The sequence below is a fragment of the Ohtaekwangia kribbensis genome (assembly GCF_042676245.1).
Lineage (GTDB): Bacteria > Bacteroidota > Bacteroidia > Cytophagales > Cyclobacteriaceae > Ohtaekwangia > Ohtaekwangia kribbensis.
Window position 1 is genome coordinate 156,764 of sequence record NZ_JBHTKA010000003.1, and the last position, 18,624, is coordinate 175,387.

Sequence of the window (18,624 nt, forward strand, 5' to 3'; positions counted from 1 at the left end):
AAAGATCAGGTTAGAAGCCTAAAGATTGAGATTTTTTTGGAAATGGTAAGCGGAAGTGCACTTTTTACTTTTACTAAAACAACGTGTTGGCATTCATTTTTACGACATACATACTTATTCTTTTTCAGCACCAATGCCTTTGTGTTATGAATGAGTTTTTGAAGCAGGAATATTTTCACAATACCGTGCAGGATTACCTCATTGCCGCCGCCATTATCTTTTTTGGTCTGGCAGCTGTAAAGCTTTTTAAACAAACGCTTTTACGACAGCTTAAAAAGTTTTCGGATCGTACCTCCAACAGGGGCGATAATTTCATTATTGACAGTATCGATCGGTTCGGGGTGCCTGCTCTATACTATTTCATTATTTATGCGGGGCTTAACTACCTGCAGCTTTCTGTTAAAACGGAGCAGGTGCTTCGAATTGCTACTGCCGTGGTAATTACTTTCTTCGTATTGAGACTTCTTTCATCAACCATTCTGCTGATTCTTCAAAGCTATATCAGGCAACAGGAGAATGGTGAAGAAAAGGTAAAACAACTGGCGGGTGTTATGTTACTCGTCAACATTGTTGTATGGGTGTTGGGCATTGTCTTTCTGATTGATAACCTGGGCTATAACGTTACTACCATTATTACCGGTCTGGGTATAGGCGGTATTGCTGTAGCACTCGCGGCTCAAAATATACTGGGCGACTTGTTCAACTATTTCGTTATCTTCTTCGACAGACCTTTTGAGGTTGGTGATTTTATTGTGGTGGATGATAAACTCGGCTCGATCGAGTATATCGGGTTGAAGACTACGCGACTGCGGAGTCTTTCCGGAGAGCAGATCGTGATCGGTAACGCGAATCTTACAAACTCACGCATTCACAACTTCAAGCGGCAGGTTAATCGCAGGGTTGTGTTTACTTTCAATATTGATTATAAAACTACGATTGAAAAGATCAAGACCATTCCAGGTATGGTTCGCTCCATCATCGAGCAACAGCAACCGGTACGATTCGACCGTGCGCATTTTGCATCGTTCGGTGACTGGAGCCTGCGGTTTGAGGTGGTTTACTTTGTGCTTGATCCCGACTATAACAAGTACATGGACATTCAACAGAATATTAATATACAGCTATACGAAGCGTTGCAGAAAGATGAAATTTACTTTGTAAACACACTGCATGTCTCCACGGCCCCGTCTCCTCCGGAGCCTGATACTGATACACATGTCAACAATCACATGCAGAATCGGGAAAAAGAAACCACATTGCAAAGCTGAACCCAGCGCACTATAAGTTTGTTCGTTCGTTATTGATGAACCTATTGCTTTAAACTGCCGGATATCATCTGAAATATACCCCTCTGTATTGCCTTGAACACAGGCTGCAATTTGTAGTTTGAAAAAAATTATAGTTTAACCTTAAAAATCCGGTGGCGATTTACCTTATTTTTGAGGTAATATTGGAGGAAAACTTTTTCGAAAAATAATTTCATGAAACCGTTATCCATCCTTACTGTTGACGATCAGGCACTATTTCGTGAAGGACTTACGTTGGTGTTGAATAAACTGTACCCGACCGCGAAAGTAAAGCAGGCCAGCAGTGGTCCTGAAGCTTTTGATCTGATGAGCAATCATGTTTTTGATCTTCTGCTGCTGGACATTGGTATGCCCGGCATGAACGGCATGGAAGTAGCCAAGCAGGTTATGCTCGATCATCCTTCTACTCACATTATTATACTCACGCAATACAATGGCGAAGCTATGATCACGCACCTGGTGCAGGCAGGCGTACATGGTTTTCTGTTGAAGAACAGTGGCTCGCAGGAAATCAAGAAAGCAATTGATACGGTGCTGAGCGGCAAGCAGTATATTACCACCATGATCCATCCATCTTTACTGAAAGATGAGAAAGCCACCAACGCTCCATCTGTACGCTTCAGCAAACGCGAAGCAGATATACTGATGTACCTGAAGCTTGGTAAATCCAGCAAAGAAATTGCCGAACGATTATCGCTGAAAGAAAATACGATCAACAGCTATCGTGAAGACATGCTGCGGAAAACACAAACCAGTAATGTAGCGGAGCTGATCTCGTACGCCTATAAAAATGGTGTACTAGGCTGATGCCGTAAGCGGCATAACCGGAAATTTATCGGCACTGTCTTTTTGACGCGGATTGAATTCTATAATAACGCGTAAGCCTCTCGGAGATATAGGCTCTCTGCGAAATGTAGCCCCTATACTTTTAGCACGTTTCGCAAGATTGATGGTGCCCATGCCGGAAGATTTTTCTTCGTTCTCTTTACGTCTATAGTCAGAACCATCGTCTTCTACGGTAATAGTGAGCAACTCATCTTCCCAATGCAGATGTACCGAAATATTCCAGGCGTTTGAATGCTTGATGGCATTGGAAAATAACTCCTGCACCATTCTGAACAAGTTTAGTTTTTGTCGTTGATTGATCGGCACCGGGTTGCCGCTTTGCACAAAGTGCATGTGTGTTCCTTTCAGCGCATCGAGTTTGTGGCAGAGTTCACGAATGGCAAAATTCAGACTCATGCCTTCTATAAAATCCGGAGAAAGATTCCAGATGATATTGCGGATACTTTCGATGGTGCGGTTAAGATTGCGCTTCACAACAATAAGCTTGGCTTCGATGTGCGGGGGTAGAGCATCAGCTTCACGCATCACAAGATCGAGGTCAAGATGTATCAGACTCAATACCGTTCCCAAGTCATCGTGCAAGTCACTGGATATACGCTGGCGATCGTGTTCAATAAATTCATTCACCCGCGACCAGGGTATATGCTCCACAGTAGAGTCATTAACCTGCACAGCCCGCCTCATTTCTTTTCTTTTCTCAAGCCAATAAAAAACCAAAGCGGTTACACCTGAACTGGCTAACGCCACTAAAATGTAAATTGCAATCATATTGCTAACTTGATTTGTCGTTTGATTTCGGTTAGTTAGTAAAGAAGTACCTCTATGCTTTTACGGTTTATATGGCGCCAGCTATTAATCTCTCCCAAACGGCCAATTCACTTCTAAAACCTTTGTAATTTAAACGTTTATTCAAACTTTCAGAAGTCATGAACGCCCTTTTCATTATGGCCTCAATTTTTTTTCAAACTGCTTCATTTAAGCAACAACAACAAAATTTTGAACGGGTAAAAAACGCTTACAACGAAAAGGAAGCCACCATAAAACAATACTTTACCCAAAAACATTTCAAGGCGAACGGTTTTCATCTTTTTATTCAGGCTTTTAAAAAAGAAAAGAAACTCGAAGTATGGATCCGCGAAAAGAATAAACAGGAGTATGCGCTGCTCACTACGTACGACTTCTGCTCGACATCGGGTGTACTTGGACCGAAACGCAAGGAAGGCGACAAGCAAATTCCGGAAGGCGTTTACCAGGTAAACCATTTTAACCCTGCCAGTAATTTTCATTTGTCGCTTGGTATAAATTATCCCAATGCGTCTGACAAGATTTTAAGTGACCGCCAGCGGCCAGGCGGTGCTATTTATATACATGGCGACTGCCTTACGATTGGATGTATACCCATAACAGACGACAAGATTAAAGAGCTATATATACTGGCCATTGAAGCGCGTAACAACGGACAGCTCGCTATACCGGTTCATATTTTCCCGACAAAACTGGATGATGCTAACTTTAACCAGCTTAAGACAGACTATAGCCACGCACCTTCGCTGGTTGATTTCTGGAGCAATCTTCAGTCTGTTTACCTTGACTTTGAAAAAACAAAACAGGTAAACACGGTAAAAGTAAACGCCCGTGGACGGTACTCCTATTAAAAGCACAAGCCTTGCATCGATGTCTATCTTCAATGCAAGGCTTGTGTCTTATCGACAATTATTTTTTACTTCTTGTCCAGCACTTGCGATCCTTTTTCCAACACGAGCGTAACTTTATTAAAATCTGCGGATGCGTTGATCACTTTTCTGAAATCTTCATAACGGGCCAGCGGAGCAAAAATCTCTTTGTAATATTCCTTAATGGAGATCTCGAGTATGTTATCTTTTATGGCATAGTCTGACTGGAAGAGGAACGGTGTCTTGTCTTTATCCTTATAGGTAATGTCGATCTTCAGGTCTTGCGGATTTTTTATAGTATATCCGGAAGGGATTTGAATTCTGATGATGCGATCGTAGCCGCGGTTAAATTCATTCTCCACTTCATTTACGCGCTTATCATCGCGGTACATTTCAACCTGCGGTCCGATCAACTCACCTGCCTTGAATAAAATGCGCGGTCCGGCTTTCTCCAGGAAGTGCGATGAATTGAAATCTACATTGATCTCGAAATTATCAGTCTTCTCTTCCAATGCTTTCGCAGTCCATTTCTTTATAGCAGCATCTGGAGCAGTCTGCTTGGTAAGTTCTTCAATCATGCGGGTGCGCTGCTCTTCCGTCATCAAATCATAATACGGACCGAAGTATATAGCATTATACCCACCGAATATTCTCTTCTGCTTGATATTTACTGTTGACAGATCGTCTGCAAAGCTCACCTGCATATCCAGGTTATCACTGCTGAGCTGATAATCCAGGGCCGGAATTTCTTCAACGGAAGCCAGTGCTGATTTCATTTCACCTACAGCAAACGGCTCTATAAATAATCCTTTGGTAGCGGTAAATTCTGCGGGCACCAGCGGGTATCGCGTTTCAAAAACATACGGAGCAATGAAGCCTTTTGTGTCCGGAAAGTAAAGTAAATATTCATCGAGGTACGACCATGAATCGAAAGTTCCATCAAACTTTAACTGCTCACGACTGCAGGTTATTACCGGGTAACATTTTATGCCGGCCTTCTCGAATGTTTTGATGAGCAGCTTGGTCATTCCCTCGCGTGAAGCAAGTTTACTTTTAATGATTGCTGTAACCTGAGACAATGATTCGTCACTGCGCTCGGTATTTACTTTTACACTCGATTTAATTTTCTGCTCAATGTTACGAATGCGTGTCACAGCCGGTTTTGATGGATCGTCACCTAATGTCTTGGCAAATTTCTCCAGTGCTTTGTCATCATCTTTCGATGTGGTATATAGAACCGAGTAGAATGTTTTAGCGGCTTCATCCCAGGTATATAAACGGGCCTGCGAACGCGCTGTGTTGTAAGCCAATTTAAATTCTATACGCTTACGATTTGCGTCAAAGTAGGAAAAAGCCTCCTCTTTCATGGCCGGTACATCTTTCATCGCAGCCGTATATTGATTCAGTTCTTTGTTGCCGTTCTCTTCCTGCTTTACCTCGGGAAATCCCTGGTATGCCTTGAAATCAAATTTCAAATGTCCCGGGCAGGTGAGTAAGAACGAGCTTGCCTTTACCGGCACATCATACTGCATATATACTCTGTCGAATACACTGGCGCGCATTTTACGCGTAAAGTAATATTCAATCTCGCTGCCCATCTCTATACCTTCAATGGCAAAGATGCGGTAAGCGTTTCCGCTTTCTTCTTCTTTCAATTCCTTGAGATTGGACTTATCGAAGTAAATCGCTTTTCCATCTTTGTTGATAGCACGCGCTTTCAGTTCGATCAGTTCAATGGTATTGTTCATGGAGATAACAATGCGGTTATGTTTTTGTATAGCCTCATCGTTGTTTACCAGAACAATGCGGTGGATAGTAGAATACATCAGGAACTGATTGTCTTCCAACACGTACTCGTATTGTGCGTGCTGTTTCAGAATCAGTTCGGTCAGGTCTTTGTCACCGGCAGCAAGCGTATAGCGGCTGCGGTTCTTTTCCCACTCATACGGTTTTATATCGGCTGCAAATGCAGCGCTTGCAAAAACCACGAGGCAAACGATCGCCCAAAACTTCTTATTCATAGATTTATTTTCTTCCGTTATTTTTTCTTGAGGATGATGGACTCTTTATATGTTTCACTGATCTGCTTCACTGCTTCATTCCACGCAGCAAACTGATCGGGTTGCAACAATATATAGTCAAGGTAAAATTTCTTCGAAGCGGTTATCTTTCCGGCTTTTGATTGGTAGGTTATATCGCAGCCTATCAGCGGACCATTGATCCTGGCATCGGGCGGCAAATACTCTACGGTGTATCCTTCGGGAATTGCCATTTCGATCACTTCATATTTTATATACTTATACTCCGATTCGCGCGGAGACGTACGTGATGTTATGTTGATCACATCGTTATAGTAATCTTTATTCAGATTGAGGTTGATGTATAATTCATCGCCCAGCTTCTGGAAGTAATCGCTCAACCGGAAATCATACTGAATGCGCGTTGGTTTGTCATGATCATCCAGCGAAGCCAACGTATATTTATCCAGGTAGAACTTGTTGCTGCCCTTGCCCACGAGTTTGGTGACGTAACGCTTCACATCGTCTTTCTCGGAACGATCGAGTTCGTAACCGCCAAACACTTTTGGGAAACCAGACAAGGTGCTTGTACCACTGCCTATCAATTGCGTGCCATCTATACGAATGGTCATCGAGTCGGTCATCACATTTTTTTCCTTCGCAATAACAGGCACTTCTTTTATTTCGTAACGATTGGCATCTATACCAATAAGTGCTTCTTTACCTTGTATCATCGATGAAGGATACCCGAACGCGGTATGATCGCTGGTACCATCGAGGAAATAATATTGACCATCTTTGGAAATATAGGTTGCAATCATGTGATTGTCCACCAACGGAGTAGGCACCTCGGTATAGCGATAGGGTATATCGCGTGTACCGATCCAGGTATGATATGCTTTTATACCGGTTAGCTGCAGCATGTTCACGATCAGGTTGGCCATATCTTTGCAATCACCGTAACGTTTCTCACATACATACGAACCACTGTGCGGTATAAGACCGCGCATGCCTTGTTCAAAAGCTATATACTGTATATTGTTCTGCACCCAGTAATAAACTTTCTTAACCGTTTCAAGCTCTGATTTACTTTCAGCTTTGATCTTCTCGGCTATGGCTACAAGCTCCGGTGAATTTTCTTTATTGAGTTTCTCGATAAAGGTGTAATACCAGCGATAGAGATCGTCCAGGTTAGACAATACCTTTACGTTGCCCTTTTTCGTTTTGTAAGACTTTACATAGCAGATAACATGCGGAGCATAGTAACGCAGGGAAGGACTTTTATCTTCCGACTTGAGTGCCGGCAGGTACTGCGCTGTCCACTCGTAGGTAACGGAGTTTCCTTTTTCTGTTTTACGGAATTGTATCTGCTTCTTATCGTCATTTAACACTTGATATGCCAGGTCAACATCTTTCGTTGTCTTAATCGTATAGGTGGTTTTTCCCTGCGGGAGGTACGAACTGAATACATAGCCATGAATGAACCGAACGTCTTTCATATTTTCACGATACTCCAGCTGCGTACGGTTGCGTGAAGCGATCGAAGGAAAATCAAATGAATAGTAATATGAATCATCGTAAAATATACCAGCACTGCGATCGCTGTTCTTTTTGAAATTGGACACCACCATTTCTTTATAGCGGTTCTTGTCCCACACCAGTGTTTTCGCTTTGATGTTCGCCACCTGGTTGAAGTGCGATCCATATACACGTTTACCCGACAACATATCGGTTTGTTCTTTCAGATGAAGTACATCTTCGCTTACATCGAGAAATGCACGCAGCGAATCTCCGTCCTGCGTGATATTTAATACTTCCGAGCGCTCTATAAATACTGCCGGTTCATCCGGGAAGCGCTCCTTGAACTGCTGCCACAGATCCGTTGATTGTGCCCGGCTTACCAGGATGCACCCCGTTACCAGGATGCACGCGAGGATTATTTTTTTCATATACTTCAATGATTAACATAGCGGGCACCTTGCCCGGCCAACCGATGTGTGCGTGTGAATATGAACGTAGCCGTATACTATTCCGGTATACCCCACCAGAAATTAATGGTTTGAGACTTCGCTCCTTTCTTGTTTACAACAGCCTTACCGTTGCGAATGCCTCTCTGAAAAGTTTCCAATTTCAACAGTGAGCCGTCCTCGTTATACTCTTCCACAACGCCATGGAACTCATCATCTTTATACTCGCCTTTCTCACGGATCTTTCCGCTCGGGTAGTATATCGCATAAGCGCCTTCGTAATCACCATATTTATAGTTATACTCACTGTATAGTTTACCGTTGGCAAAGTATATACGCTTGGCACCATCCAGTGCGCCATCCTTATAGTGTTCTTCAATCGCAGTTGTGCCGTTCGGGAATGTCGCCTTTATCTCGGTTGTGGTTGCCGTAAACGGAATCCACGCCCCAAATGCTCCGGCAGCATCAGCTGCACGGTACGCGATAAGGTCGCCTTCGCTGTACAGTTTCTCCAGTACAGGTGAACCTTCAGCTGAATTATAGCGTGCTATACCATGGCGTTCGTCTTTTGCATATTCTATTGTAGATGAAACCTTGCCGTGCATGTAGTAAAATGTCCAGGTGCTGTCACTATTGCCTTGCACGTACTTGCCCTGGTAATCCAGCTGGCCGTTGCTGTAATACGATTTCCATATACCTTCACGCTGTCCGTTCAGGTATAACACTTCATGACTTAACTGTCCATTGAGTTCATGATATTTATACATACCATGTCTTTTTCCGCCAAGCATGCCGTAGGTATAGAACAGGCTTCCATCCGGGAACCAGCGCGTAGCCGCACCAGTATAGTTACCGCATTGTATCTCGAACTTTGACTCAGGCTTCTTGGAGGCAAAAAACGTTTCATATACCTGTTTCGTATCTTCCTTGCGCTTGCGCGATATTGCTTCACCTTTGGCATTGTAGTTTGTGAGGTTTTCGATGTAGCCGTTATCATATACCGTTACAGCGCCAATCTTTCCATCGGTATTATACTCCGTATACTCACCGGTCAATTCTCCGTTCAGGTAGAAGGCATCGGATTCAACGACACCATCCGGATAGTAGGCCAGCCATTGCTGTTGGCGCTCGCCATCCTGCATCCATCCTTCTTCTTTAATTTTACCATTGGGATAAAACTCCTGAAAATAACCATGAAGACGATCGTCAACGTACTTGAATATATATTTCTTCTGACCGTTGCGAAAGTACTCTACAGCTTCTCCCTGCACGAGCCCATTCACATACGTATACTCACTGAACTTGCGTCCTTCCGGCTGATAATATTTCCACGTACCCTCCGGGAGTCCTTTTTTATAGGCACCTTCAGCACTTAACTGTCCATGGGTATAATAACTTTTTGTGGTAAATGTGCCGTTGTTGTTCTCCGACTTACCGATTTCTTTGCCCTCTGGATTATAGTATACCACTTTCACGAGTACATCGTTCTTATACGTTTTCACTGCCGATGCTTTTCCATCAGCGTAGAATATATCATCACCGTGAAATTCGCTGGCGGCATTAAGCTTTCTCTTTTCAATAACTACACCATGTGTATTATAGAACGTCCATTCATCAACAGAATTACCCGCCTTGAAGTGCCCGGTCTTTTCCGGCTTACCGTTGCTATAGTAGTAATTCCATTCGCCTTCTGATTTATTATTGATATAGTTGCCTTTGATTTTCACCTTGCCGTTCGCGTGGTATTCTACATACGGGCCTTCGCGCAGATCGTTTTTATAGATGGTTTTATTGAAGAGCTGACCACTTTCATAATATCCCAGAAACTCACCGGTACCTTTGTCATCTATATACTCATACGACATATCCGTTTTTCCATTCGGGTAAAACGACTGTCCTTTTCCGTTGCGTTTGCCGGCTTTATATACCAGTTTCTCACGCAGACCTCCACAGCGATTGTATAGCTCTACGATTCCATCAATCTCTCCACTCTTTAAAAAGAAGTGCTGACGTTTGGTACCATCCGGGTAATAGAGCGTTACTTCTCCGTTATCATAATTTTCCAGACTCTTCAGAGCACCGGTGTTCAGGTAATATTTCCAGACACCGATCTTGTCGCCATTGTTATTATAGTGTCCTTCGGCAGAGCGCTCTGAGTTATTATGGAAATATACCCAGTGGCCCATGCGTTTTTCACCTTGCTCTACGCCCAGTGCATCTAATCGGTTGCTGTCGTCATACCACGCAGGTATAGGCTTATCAAAGCCAGCCTGTGGAGCATTCAGCATTTCGCGCTTCTTCTTCATCTCCACATTGGCAACTGTGTAGAAACTGTTTAGTGATTTTTCATTTTTCTTGCGCCACTTCTTTACCACATCATTGTCGGCCGAAGCGAGTATATGAAAGAGGAATGGCTCCATCATACTACTTTCTTTAATGGCTTTATAGATCGGCAGATAGTAATTTACCCAACGATCATCGGTTGATGTATTGATGATACCAAGCTGCTCGAAGAACATTTCATATTGTTTTACTACAGGAGCAGAAACACCTGTCTTGGTTTTGAATTTTTCTTCCATAGCAACTTTGGCGCGAATGATCTGGTCCAGCTTTTCACAGCCGTTGGTACCTATAGCCGGTAACGTACTTTCATCCTGTATCTGGTTCGACAAGAATTTATCGGCATATACCAGCACCGAGTTATCGGTGTTGCTTACACCGAGGTACATACCAAATGAAAACATAGCATGTGTTTTACGGCCTTGTCCTACCGCTATACGGCCCAGGTTCAGGTGACTTCCGGCATGAAACGGATTTACGTTAAGCACTTTAAAAAAGCAGTCGATGGCTTTATCGTAATCTTTATGATTGTAATAGGTTATACCCAGGTTATAGACGAATGAGACATCGAACGGGTATTGTTCAATCGCTTTGTTGAACAGCACTACCGATTTATCAAAGTCGCCTTTCTTATCGGTAGCGATAGCCTGCGATTTCAGCAAGTGTGCTTTATAGAGTGAAGGCTTCGCCAGTGCTTCTTCACACACTGCGATTGCTTTCTCGTATTGTTTGTTTGCCGTATACGCCAGCGCAAGTTCCGAAAGCATATATACATAGTTTGTATCACGCTTTGGGACAGTCAGGAATTTAGCAATCGCATCGTCATATTTACCGGAGTCGTACAAGGCAGTAGCTCGTTCGATTACTTCACCGGAATTAATAAGCGGAATTTTCTGAGCATTAACGGCAAGGGTAAGCGCAACGCTTATTGCCAGCAACAGGTAGCGGATCATAGAGGTATCTTACGGTAGATTTATTACTCAAAATAATAAAAGAGATACGATGACTCCGGCCGGGTGTAATATTTTCTTGCAAAAGCAATTGAATCCTGTTAAAAAAAGAAGCGGGCCGCATACGCAACCCGCTTCAATCTATAGGTGTTTAATCGCGTAACTAAACGCGCTCTTCTACTTTGTTCATCACTTTTGTCTGAATCTGGATCGATTCATTGTGGATCAATTTCAACAGTTCGCTTGTAAATTGTTCACTCAGTCCCATTGCCTTACCAAGTGTAATGCGGGTTTGAATGATCTCTTCCCAGCGGTTTACCTGCAGGATCGTAACGTTGTTGTCCTTTTTATACTGTCCTATTTTCTCGGAGATCTTCATGCGAGACGCAAGCTTCGACATGATCTCATCATCTAAATGGTCGATCTGTTCACGCAATACACTCAGGGTATCTTTGAATGTTTTGTTGTCAGAAGAAACGGTACGCACCACCAGGCCTTCCACAATTTTACCCAGCACAGAAGGTGTCACTTGTTGTTTCGCATCGCTCCATGCAGCATCCGGGTTAATATGACTTTCGATCATTAAACCAGCCATATCAAGGTCAAGTGCTTTTTGAGAGATCAATGCAATGAGTTCGCGGTTACCTGCGATGTGACTAGGATCACAGATGATGTCCAATTCAGGAATACGGGTTTTCAGTTCAATGCCCATGTCCCACATCGGAGCGTTACGGAACGGACCTTTTTCGAATGAAGAGAATCCGCGGTGTATGGCTGCCATCTTGGTAATACCTGCTTTGTTAAGACGCTCAAGGGCACCGATCCAAAGTTCAAGATCCGGGTTGATCGGGTTCTTTACCATTACCGGTATATCTACACCTTTCAAAGAGTCTGCAACCTCTTGTACCGAGAACGGGTTTACCGTTGTGCGGGCACCGATCCAAAGTATATCTACACCTGCTTTCAATGCTGCTTCTACGTGTGCTGCGTTTGCTACCTCGGTAGTGATTGGTAAGCCTGTTTCTTTCTTGGCTTGTGCCAGCCACTTCAATCCTTCTTCACCGGAACCTTCGTACTGACCAGGTCTTGTACGTGGTTTCCAGATACCTGCGCGCAATGCATGCACCTTACCGGTAGCTGCTAATTGTTTTGCTGTTGCTACTGTTTGCTCTTCGGTTTCTGCACTGCAAGGGCCGCTGATAATAACAGGCTTGCTGGCGGTTGGTAACCATGAAGAGATTGATTCGAGTTTCAAAGAGTGTTTCATAATATTTTGAGCAGTGTTAGACTATTTATAGTATATATTAATTTTTAGTTGATCCGTTGTTGTTAGGCTCGATGATATGTGTTTCGCTTTGCTGACTTTTTGTTTTCAGCTCTATACCATCGAGTACCCTGCGTATTTCGTTGGCGCTCGACATAATGCGATTGAGTTCTTTTATGTCGCGCTTCATCAGGTAGTAGTGGAACCGCTGCAGGTGCATGATATACTCCAGCAATGCCTGACTGAGATATTCAAGGTTCTGTTCAAAGATGGGTGCCCACATTTCAGGAGAGCTCTTCGCGAGACGAACAGTCGATGCAAAACCGCTGCCTGCCAGGGCGAATATATTTTTCTCATCCTTCTCAATGTCCAATACAGTTTGTCCGAGCAGGAACGAACTCACGTGCGACAAGTGCGATACATACGCCACGTGTTTATCGTGCTCTTCCGGTTCCATAAAGATGGTACGCAGACCCAACGCATTGAATACACGCATGGCAACTTCCAATGAATGATCGGATGATCTTTCTTTTTCGCAGATGATGTTGGTCTTGTTACGGAACAACCCGCTGAAGGCAGCTTCCGGTCCGGAGTTCTCAGTACCCGCGATCGGGTGTGCCGCTACCAGTTGCTCACGTTTCGGATGATTGGCTACCGAGCGACAAATGAGATTCTTGGTTGACCCGGTATCGATCACTACGGCTGTAGATTTAACGGCATCCAGTAACGAAGGCAACAACTGGCACATGGCGTTAACCGGTATAGCGAGGATAACGATATCAGCGTTTTGCAGTGCTTTATCCTCCGTCTCCACTTTGTCAACCAACCCCAGGGCTACTGCTTTCTGGCCGTGTTCAGCATTCAGGTCAACACCGGTTAACTCCGTAGCAACACCTGCCTTGCGCAAGTCTATCGCGATGGAGCCTCCGATCAATCCCAAACCTATAACTGTAACTTTCATATACTATGCTTTTGCCGCAGACAGTTTTTCTGCTGGCGACTTTTTCAAAAATTCATTGATCCGGTTCAGCGCCTGGTTCAGAGATTCAACCGTGCAGCAAAGTGATATACGTATATATCTTCTGCCGCCTTCACCAAAGATGAAGCCCGGTGTGATGAATACTTTTGTTCCATACAGGATTTCGTCAATCCACTTCTCAACATCTGCTATATGCGCAGGAGCCTTTGCCCACACAAACAATCCTGACTGATCGTTTGAGTACGTGCATCCGAGTACATCGAGTATTTGCCTGGCAACTTCTTTACGTTCAGCATATACTTTATTCAATGATGTAAACCATTCTTTGCCATTATTCAATGCTTCCGTAGCGGCATGCTGCAAGCCGAGAAACATCCCTGAATCCATGTTGCTTTTTACCTTGAGCACAGCATCGATAAATTCTTTTTTACCAGCTACCCAACCAAGGCGCCAGCCTGCCATGTTGTGCGATTTACTCAGGGAGTTCAGTTCCAACGCCACTTCATCAGCACCTTCTATCGAAAGTATACTCATGGGATTTTCATTGAGCACTAAACTATAAGGGTTATCATTTACAATGAGGAACTGGTGTTCACGCGCCAGATCTACGAGCTCCTTTAATTCAGCACGTGTTGCTACTCTACCCGTTGGCATGTGCGGGAAATTTACCCACATGATCTTTACTTTCGAGAGATCGCTTTTCTTCAGAGCTGCTATATCAATGCCCCAGTTGAGGTCTTCGCGCAGATCGTACGGACGAAGTTTAGCGCCCACTAAATTTGCTACTGATGAATACGTAGGATAGCCGGGATTTGGTATCAATACTTCTTCACCTTCATTTACAAATGCCATGGCGATGTGCATGATACCTTCTTTCGATCCCATCAGCGGAAGAATCATGGTCTCCGGATCGATTGAAGTATTATAAGTAGTCTTGTAAAAATCAGCGATCGCTTTTCTGAATGCCGGTATACCTTTATAGTTCTGGTAGCCGTGGTTAGCCGGATTTTTCGCAGACGCGATCAATGCATCTATAGTATTAGACGATGGCGCCTGATCCGGACTACCTATACCGAGGTTGATAACACGCAACTCTGGTGTATCCAATCCTCTCACCTCAGCAAGTTTTCTACTGAAGTAATATTCTTCAACGTTGGCGATTCTGTTAGCTGTTTTTATCATGTTCCTTATTCTTTGTGAAGACAGAAAGTTGTTTTTGTAGTACGTACGGCTTGATGCTTCTATCTTTTTCTAAGAGGTCCGAAAGTTAAAGAGTCCGGAAGTCGGAAAGTTGTTTCAAGGTTTGTTACCATTTAGACCTTCCCGGTTCGTTCATCTTCTAATTTCCTTACTACCTATACCTATATTTTAATTATTCTATATATTTCACTCCGGTTCTGCATTCGTCTTTCCGACTTCCCGTCTTTCGCTCTTCCCGACTTTATCTATACTCAATCTTCGCCTTCTTATACTCTCCCAGCACATTGAGATTCTTCACTTGCCGTATAATCTCCTGCATAGCAGTGTCGTAGTTCTTGCGTCTTTTCCATTCTACATCGATGTGTATGGAGTATTCGCTTGGTCTGCCGATGATCGGTATAGATTGGATCTTTGTTAAGTTGATGCTGTTGGTCTTGAAAGTCATCAGTGCATCTGCCAGACTTCCTACTTCGTTGGCTACTTCAAAACACAACGAAGCTTTATTACTTTCAATTTTACCGTTGCTGCGTTTCGCCAATACGAGGAAGCGTGTAAAGTTTTTCTTGTGCGTCTCAATTCGTTTTTCGAGAATGGTTAAACCATATTTCTTCGCAGCAAACTCATTTGCTATAGCCGCTGTGTTTTTGAGTTTAAGTTCTTTTACCCGTTTGGCAGAGAGCGCTGTGTCATCGCTTTCGCGAATCTCTACACCATTGAGAGAATGTAAAAATTCCGAGCACTGGCGTATAGCCATCGGGTGCGACTCGATGGTTTTTATATCGGTAATTTTTGTTCCGGGTAACACCAGCAGATTCATGTGAATCGGAAGGTATAATTCACCTATTATATTAAAGTGATAATCCTGTAGCAGAAAGTAGTTAGGTAAGATACTTCCGGCAATCGAATTTTCTATTGCCATAACAGCGTAATCGCTGGCGCCATTCTTTAAGCTTTCGCAGAGCTGATGAAACGAAAGACACTCTACTGTTTCAATCGGTTCGTTGAAATAGGTAAGAGCAGCCACTTCGTGAAAGCTGGTAGCGATACCCTGAATTGCAATCTTTAATTTTTTCTTCTTCGCCATTTTTCCAAAAGTCTCTATAAGCAAAAAAGTCCCGGTTTTGCCGGGACTTTTCTGAGTTTATCTGTTATCCTTCTTAACAACACACCACTCTTAGAGTCCCGTCTTGGGTCTAAAAAAATAGTAGTAAAAGTAAAAGAAGGTATTTGCGTTCATTTGTATCTCTTGTTGTGATCCAAAGATAAAATCATTTTTTGGGGAGTTCCAAGCAACCGTTAAATCTTTTTTCGAAAATTTATTAGAACTAATGATTGTTAGTCAGCAAGTTACGGGAGGATTCAAAAATTGCAAGATTGGAAAATTATAAGATTACAAGATTGTAGCGGCCTTATAATATAATACTTAATGAAATCTCTGTTGGCATGTATACTTTACGGATAACGAATAACCGATAACCATTAACGTTAACTGATAACGGCTACCGATTAACTACTAAATTTACTGCATCATTACTTTAACATCTATACATATATGAAAACTATATTAAAACTATCGTCACTCGCTTTACTGGTATTGTTATATGCTTGCGGACAGAAATCGCATGATCATGAACATGGTCATGACCACGATCATCATGCTCATGATTCTGCGGATGCATCTCCCAATACTAAACTCTATAGCGAGGTGATGGCTATACACGATGAAGTCATGCCGAAGATGGGTGATATCTATACTTTGAAAGAAGGTCTTAAAAAGAAACTTGAGGATAACACTGCCGGTGATAAGAAAAATGAAATTGAAAGCGCCATTACCAAATTGGATGAAGCTGACAAAGCTATGCGTGTATGGATGCGTGAGTTCAAACCGGAAGGCATTACCGATGAAGCAAAAAAACGCGAGTACCTGGATAATGAAATGGAGAAGGTGAAGAAGGTGCGTGAAGATATGCTGGCGGCTATTGAACAGGCGAAGGCACTTTGAGTCTGTCCGTTATCCGTTAAGAGTTAATCGTTGAATGCAAAAAAAAACAATTGCACAAAGAAATCACAGAGAAGACTCCAAGGAACACAAAGAGTTTTGATCCCGGTACAATTAACGGATAACGACTACCGGCTTTGGAACCCTAAAAGGATAACAGTACATTCGCGCACCTAAACGAGCATTATGGATTTAAAATACATTCCCCTGAATGACCTCCACGCAAAGTTGGGAGGCAAGATGGTTCCTTTTGCCGGTTATAACATGCCGGTTCGTTATTCGTCAGACATTGAAGAACACATGGCTGTGCGCAACGGTGTAGGTGTGTTCGATGTATCGCACATGGGCGAGTTTACGGTGAAAGGTCCGCAGGCACTTGATCTTATTCAACGTGTAACCAGCAACGATGCATCTAAGTTGGTAGACGGCCAGGCGCAATATTCATGCTTGCCAAACGAAACAGGCGGTATTGTTGACGACCTCATTGTATATAAAATAAAAGACAACGACTACCTGATTGTTGTTAATGCCAGCAACATTGAAAAGGACTGGAATTGGATCAGCAAGTTCAATACGAAAGGTGCTGAGATGACAAATATCTCGGATGATATTTGTCTCTTTGCTGTGCAGGGTCCGAAGGCTGCAGGTGTTCTTCAGAAGTTAACGAAGACTGATCTCAGCGCTATAAAATATTATCACTTTGCTATTGGCGAATTTGCCGGAGTGAAAGATGTGGTGATATCAAACACGGGCTATACCGGTGCTGGCGGATTTGAGATATACGTAAACAAGCAATACGCTGAAAAAGTATGGAACGATATCTTCGAGGCTGGTAAAGATGAAAACATCAAACCGATCGGCTTAGGCGCACGCGATACACTTCGCCTCGAGATGGGATTCTGTTTATACGGCAATGACATTGATGATACTACTTCTCCATTGGAAGCCGGACTTGGATGGATCACCAAATTCACAAAAGACTTCACCAACTCTGCTACTATCAAGAAGCAGAAAGAAGAAGGTGTAACGAAAAAACTGGTTGGTTTTAAAATGGTTGATAAAGGTATACCACGCCACGACTATAGTATTAAAGATGCGACCGGAAATATTATCGGTAAAGTTACTTCAGGCACCATGTCGCCAGTATTGGGTATCGGTATAGGACTTGGTTACGTTACAACTGCCAACACAGCAGTCGGCTCTGATATATATATTGACGTGCGCGGCCGCGCGCTGAAAGCCCAGGTAAGCAAATTACCATTGATATAATCTACTCCTGCACAAGGGGCACAGATATATACTTTGAGTAACTCTGTGTAAACCTCCGTGTCCCTTTGTGCAATGGATTTTTATAATTCTTTCTATGAGAACCATTGACGTATGCGTTAGTCCCGAACTGATGCATTTATATACCGTAAGCGACCGCACTGTAGTAGTAGTAGATATACTGCGCGCTACTTCCTGCATGACAACCGCTTTTGCCCATGGCATTGCCAGCATTACTCCGTTTGCCAAAATGGAAGACTGCCTCGCGATGAAAGACAAAGGCTACTTCACTGCGGGCGAACGTGATGGCAAAAAAGTAGATGGTTTTGATTTCGGTAATTCTCCGTTTGAGTATATGGACGAAAAACTGAAAGGACAGAAGATTGCTTTTACAACTACGAATGGCACGCAGGCTATAGCGAAATCTGCAGGTGCACGTGAAATCATCATCGGTTCATTTCTCAACCTGACTGCTGTAACAAATTACCTGGCCAACGGAACCGACAACATCCTGGTAGTTTGTGCCGGGTGGAAAGGAAAAGTAAATCTGGAAGACACATTGTTCGCCGGTGCAGTAGTAGAGTTACTAAAAGATCAAGTTCAACCCGAATGCGATGCTCCTGTAGCTGCACGACAATTATATAATCAAGCCAAACACGACCTCGTAGATTATCTGAAAGACTCGAGCCACGTAAGACGCCTCGCCAAACTAAACATCTTCAAAGACATCCAATACTGCCTGACGCTGGATCAGTATGGTGTGGTGCCTGTACTGAAGGAAGGGAAACTGGTGAGTTACCAGCCGTGAGCTGCGA

At 43.3% G+C, this 18,624-nt stretch carries 14 protein-coding genes; 6 read left to right on the forward strand and 8 right to left on the reverse strand.

Annotated features, from left to right (window positions below; translation table 11 throughout):
• The first annotated feature begins 146 nt into the window (after positions 1–146).
• Both ACFQ21_RS11175 and ACFQ21_RS11180 read left to right on the forward strand, forming a co-directional pair.
• On the forward strand, positions 147–1,268 hold the full coding sequence (locus tag ACFQ21_RS11175) for a mechanosensitive ion channel family protein (RefSeq protein WP_377578959.1): 1,122 nt from the start codon (positions 147–149) through the stop codon (positions 1,266–1,268).
• Positions 1,269–1,481: 213 nt separating this feature from the next.
• Complete coding sequence (locus tag ACFQ21_RS11180; RefSeq protein ID WP_377578961.1) at positions 1,482–2,114, forward strand: response regulator; 633 nt, start codon at positions 1,482–1,484, stop codon at positions 2,112–2,114.
• On the opposite strand, the gene ACFQ21_RS11185 is transcribed toward ACFQ21_RS11180, so the two are convergent.
• Positions 2,106–2,921 carry a sensor histidine kinase gene (locus ACFQ21_RS11185; RefSeq protein WP_377578963.1) on the reverse strand — a complete coding sequence of 272 codons (816 nt, stop codon included), beginning with the start codon at positions 2,919–2,921 and terminating at the stop codon, positions 2,106–2,108. The genes ACFQ21_RS11180 and ACFQ21_RS11185 overlap by 9 nt on opposite strands.
• A 176-nt stretch (positions 2,922–3,097) precedes the next feature.
• Between ACFQ21_RS11185 and ACFQ21_RS11190 the strand changes: the two genes are divergently transcribed.
• Complete coding sequence (locus tag ACFQ21_RS11190) at positions 3,098–3,808, forward strand: L,D-transpeptidase family protein (RefSeq protein WP_377578965.1); 711 nt, start codon at positions 3,098–3,100, stop codon at positions 3,806–3,808.
• 65 nt (positions 3,809–3,873) lie between these two features.
• Here the strand turns inward: ACFQ21_RS11190 and ACFQ21_RS11195 are convergent, their stop codons facing one another.
• The 7 genes from ACFQ21_RS11195 to ACFQ21_RS11225 form a co-directional block, all read right to left on the reverse strand.
• A complete protein-coding gene (locus tag ACFQ21_RS11195) occupies positions 3,874–5,847 on the reverse strand; it encodes a DUF3857 domain-containing protein (RefSeq protein WP_377578967.1) in 1,974 nt (657 codons plus the stop codon).
• A gap of 17 nt (positions 5,848–5,864) precedes the next feature.
• The gene (locus ACFQ21_RS11200) at positions 5,865–7,793 is read right to left on the reverse strand and encodes a transglutaminase-like domain-containing protein (protein ID WP_377578969.1); all 1,929 of its coding nucleotides are present in this window, start codon (positions 7,791–7,793) and stop codon (positions 5,865–5,867) included.
• 77 nt (positions 7,794–7,870) lie between these two features.
• Positions 7,871–11,104, reverse strand: coding sequence for a tetratricopeptide repeat protein (locus ACFQ21_RS11205; protein WP_377578971.1), 3,234 nt, complete (start codon positions 11,102–11,104; stop codon positions 7,871–7,873).
• Between the two features lie 160 nt (positions 11,105–11,264).
• A complete protein-coding gene (locus ACFQ21_RS11210; protein ID WP_377578973.1) occupies positions 11,265–12,368 on the reverse strand; it encodes a chorismate mutase in 1,104 nt (367 codons plus the stop codon).
• Positions 12,369–12,405: 37 nt separating this feature from the next.
• Positions 12,406–13,326, reverse strand: a complete 921-nt coding sequence (locus ACFQ21_RS11215; protein WP_377578975.1) for a prephenate dehydrogenase — start codon at positions 13,324–13,326, stop codon at positions 12,406–12,408.
• Positions 13,327–13,329: 3 nt separating this feature from the next.
• Positions 13,330–14,526, reverse strand: a complete 1,197-nt coding sequence (locus tag ACFQ21_RS11220) for a pyridoxal phosphate-dependent aminotransferase (RefSeq protein WP_377578977.1) — start codon at positions 14,524–14,526, stop codon at positions 13,330–13,332.
• 259 nt (positions 14,527–14,785) lie between these two features.
• Positions 14,786–15,628 (reverse strand): prephenate dehydratase, encoded by an 843-nt coding sequence (locus ACFQ21_RS11225; protein ID WP_377578979.1) that lies wholly within the window; start codon positions 15,626–15,628, stop codon positions 14,786–14,788.
• Positions 15,629–16,096: 468 nt separating this feature from the next.
• Here ACFQ21_RS11225 and ACFQ21_RS11230 point away from each other — a divergent pair, with 468 nt between their 5' ends.
• The 3 genes from ACFQ21_RS11230 (at position 16,097) to ACFQ21_RS11240 (ending at position 18,617) form a co-directional block, all read left to right on the forward strand.
• Positions 16,097–16,546: a hypothetical protein gene (locus ACFQ21_RS11230; protein ID WP_377578981.1), complete on the forward strand. Its 450-nt coding sequence runs from the start codon at positions 16,097–16,099 to the stop codon at positions 16,544–16,546.
• Between the two features lie 183 nt (positions 16,547–16,729).
• The gene (gene gcvT, locus ACFQ21_RS11235; RefSeq protein ID WP_377578983.1) at positions 16,730–17,812 is read left to right on the forward strand and encodes a glycine cleavage system aminomethyltransferase GcvT; all 1,083 of its coding nucleotides are present in this window, start codon (positions 16,730–16,732) and stop codon (positions 17,810–17,812) included.
• Positions 17,813–17,906: 94 nt separating this feature from the next.
• On the forward strand, positions 17,907–18,617 hold the full coding sequence (locus tag ACFQ21_RS11240) for a 2-phosphosulfolactate phosphatase (protein WP_377578985.1): 711 nt from the start codon (positions 17,907–17,909) through the stop codon (positions 18,615–18,617).
• The last annotated feature ends 7 nt before the right edge of the window (positions 18,618–18,624 follow it).

Coding starts and splice junctions, on each gene's coding strand:
- ACFQ21_RS11175 (WP_377578959.1), top strand. CDS start 147: ATGAATGAGTTTTTGAAGCAGGAATATTTTCACAATACCGTGCAGGAT.
- ACFQ21_RS11180 (WP_377578961.1), top strand. CDS start 1,482: ATGAAACCGTTATCCATCCTTACTGTTGACGATCAGGCACTATTTCGT.
- ACFQ21_RS11185 (WP_377578963.1), bottom strand. CDS start 2,921: ATGATTGCAATTTACATTTTAGTGGCGTTAGCCAGTTCAGGTGTAACC.
- ACFQ21_RS11190 (WP_377578965.1), top strand. CDS start 3,098: ATGGCCTCAATTTTTTTTCAAACTGCTTCATTTAAGCAACAACAACAA.
- ACFQ21_RS11195 (WP_377578967.1), bottom strand. CDS start 5,847: ATGAATAAGAAGTTTTGGGCGATCGTTTGCCTCGTGGTTTTTGCAAGC.
- ACFQ21_RS11200 (WP_377578969.1), bottom strand. CDS start 7,793: ATGAAAAAAATAATCCTCGCGTGCATCCTGGTAACGGGGTGCATCCTG.
- ACFQ21_RS11205 (WP_377578971.1), bottom strand. CDS start 11,104: ATGATCCGCTACCTGTTGCTGGCAATAAGCGTTGCGCTTACCCTTGCC.
- ACFQ21_RS11210 (WP_377578973.1), bottom strand. CDS start 12,368: ATGAAACACTCTTTGAAACTCGAATCAATCTCTTCATGGTTACCAACC.
- ACFQ21_RS11215 (WP_377578975.1), bottom strand. CDS start 13,326: ATGAAAGTTACAGTTATAGGTTTGGGATTGATCGGAGGCTCCATCGCG.
- ACFQ21_RS11220 (WP_377578977.1), bottom strand. CDS start 14,526: ATGATAAAAACAGCTAACAGAATCGCCAACGTTGAAGAATATTACTTC.
- ACFQ21_RS11225 (WP_377578979.1), bottom strand. CDS start 15,628: ATGGCGAAGAAGAAAAAATTAAAGATTGCAATTCAGGGTATCGCTACC.
- ACFQ21_RS11230 (WP_377578981.1), top strand. CDS start 16,097: ATGAAAACTATATTAAAACTATCGTCACTCGCTTTACTGGTATTGTTA.
- gcvT (WP_377578983.1), top strand. CDS start 16,730: ATGGATTTAAAATACATTCCCCTGAATGACCTCCACGCAAAGTTGGGA.
- ACFQ21_RS11240 (WP_377578985.1), top strand. CDS start 17,907: ATGAGAACCATTGACGTATGCGTTAGTCCCGAACTGATGCATTTATAT.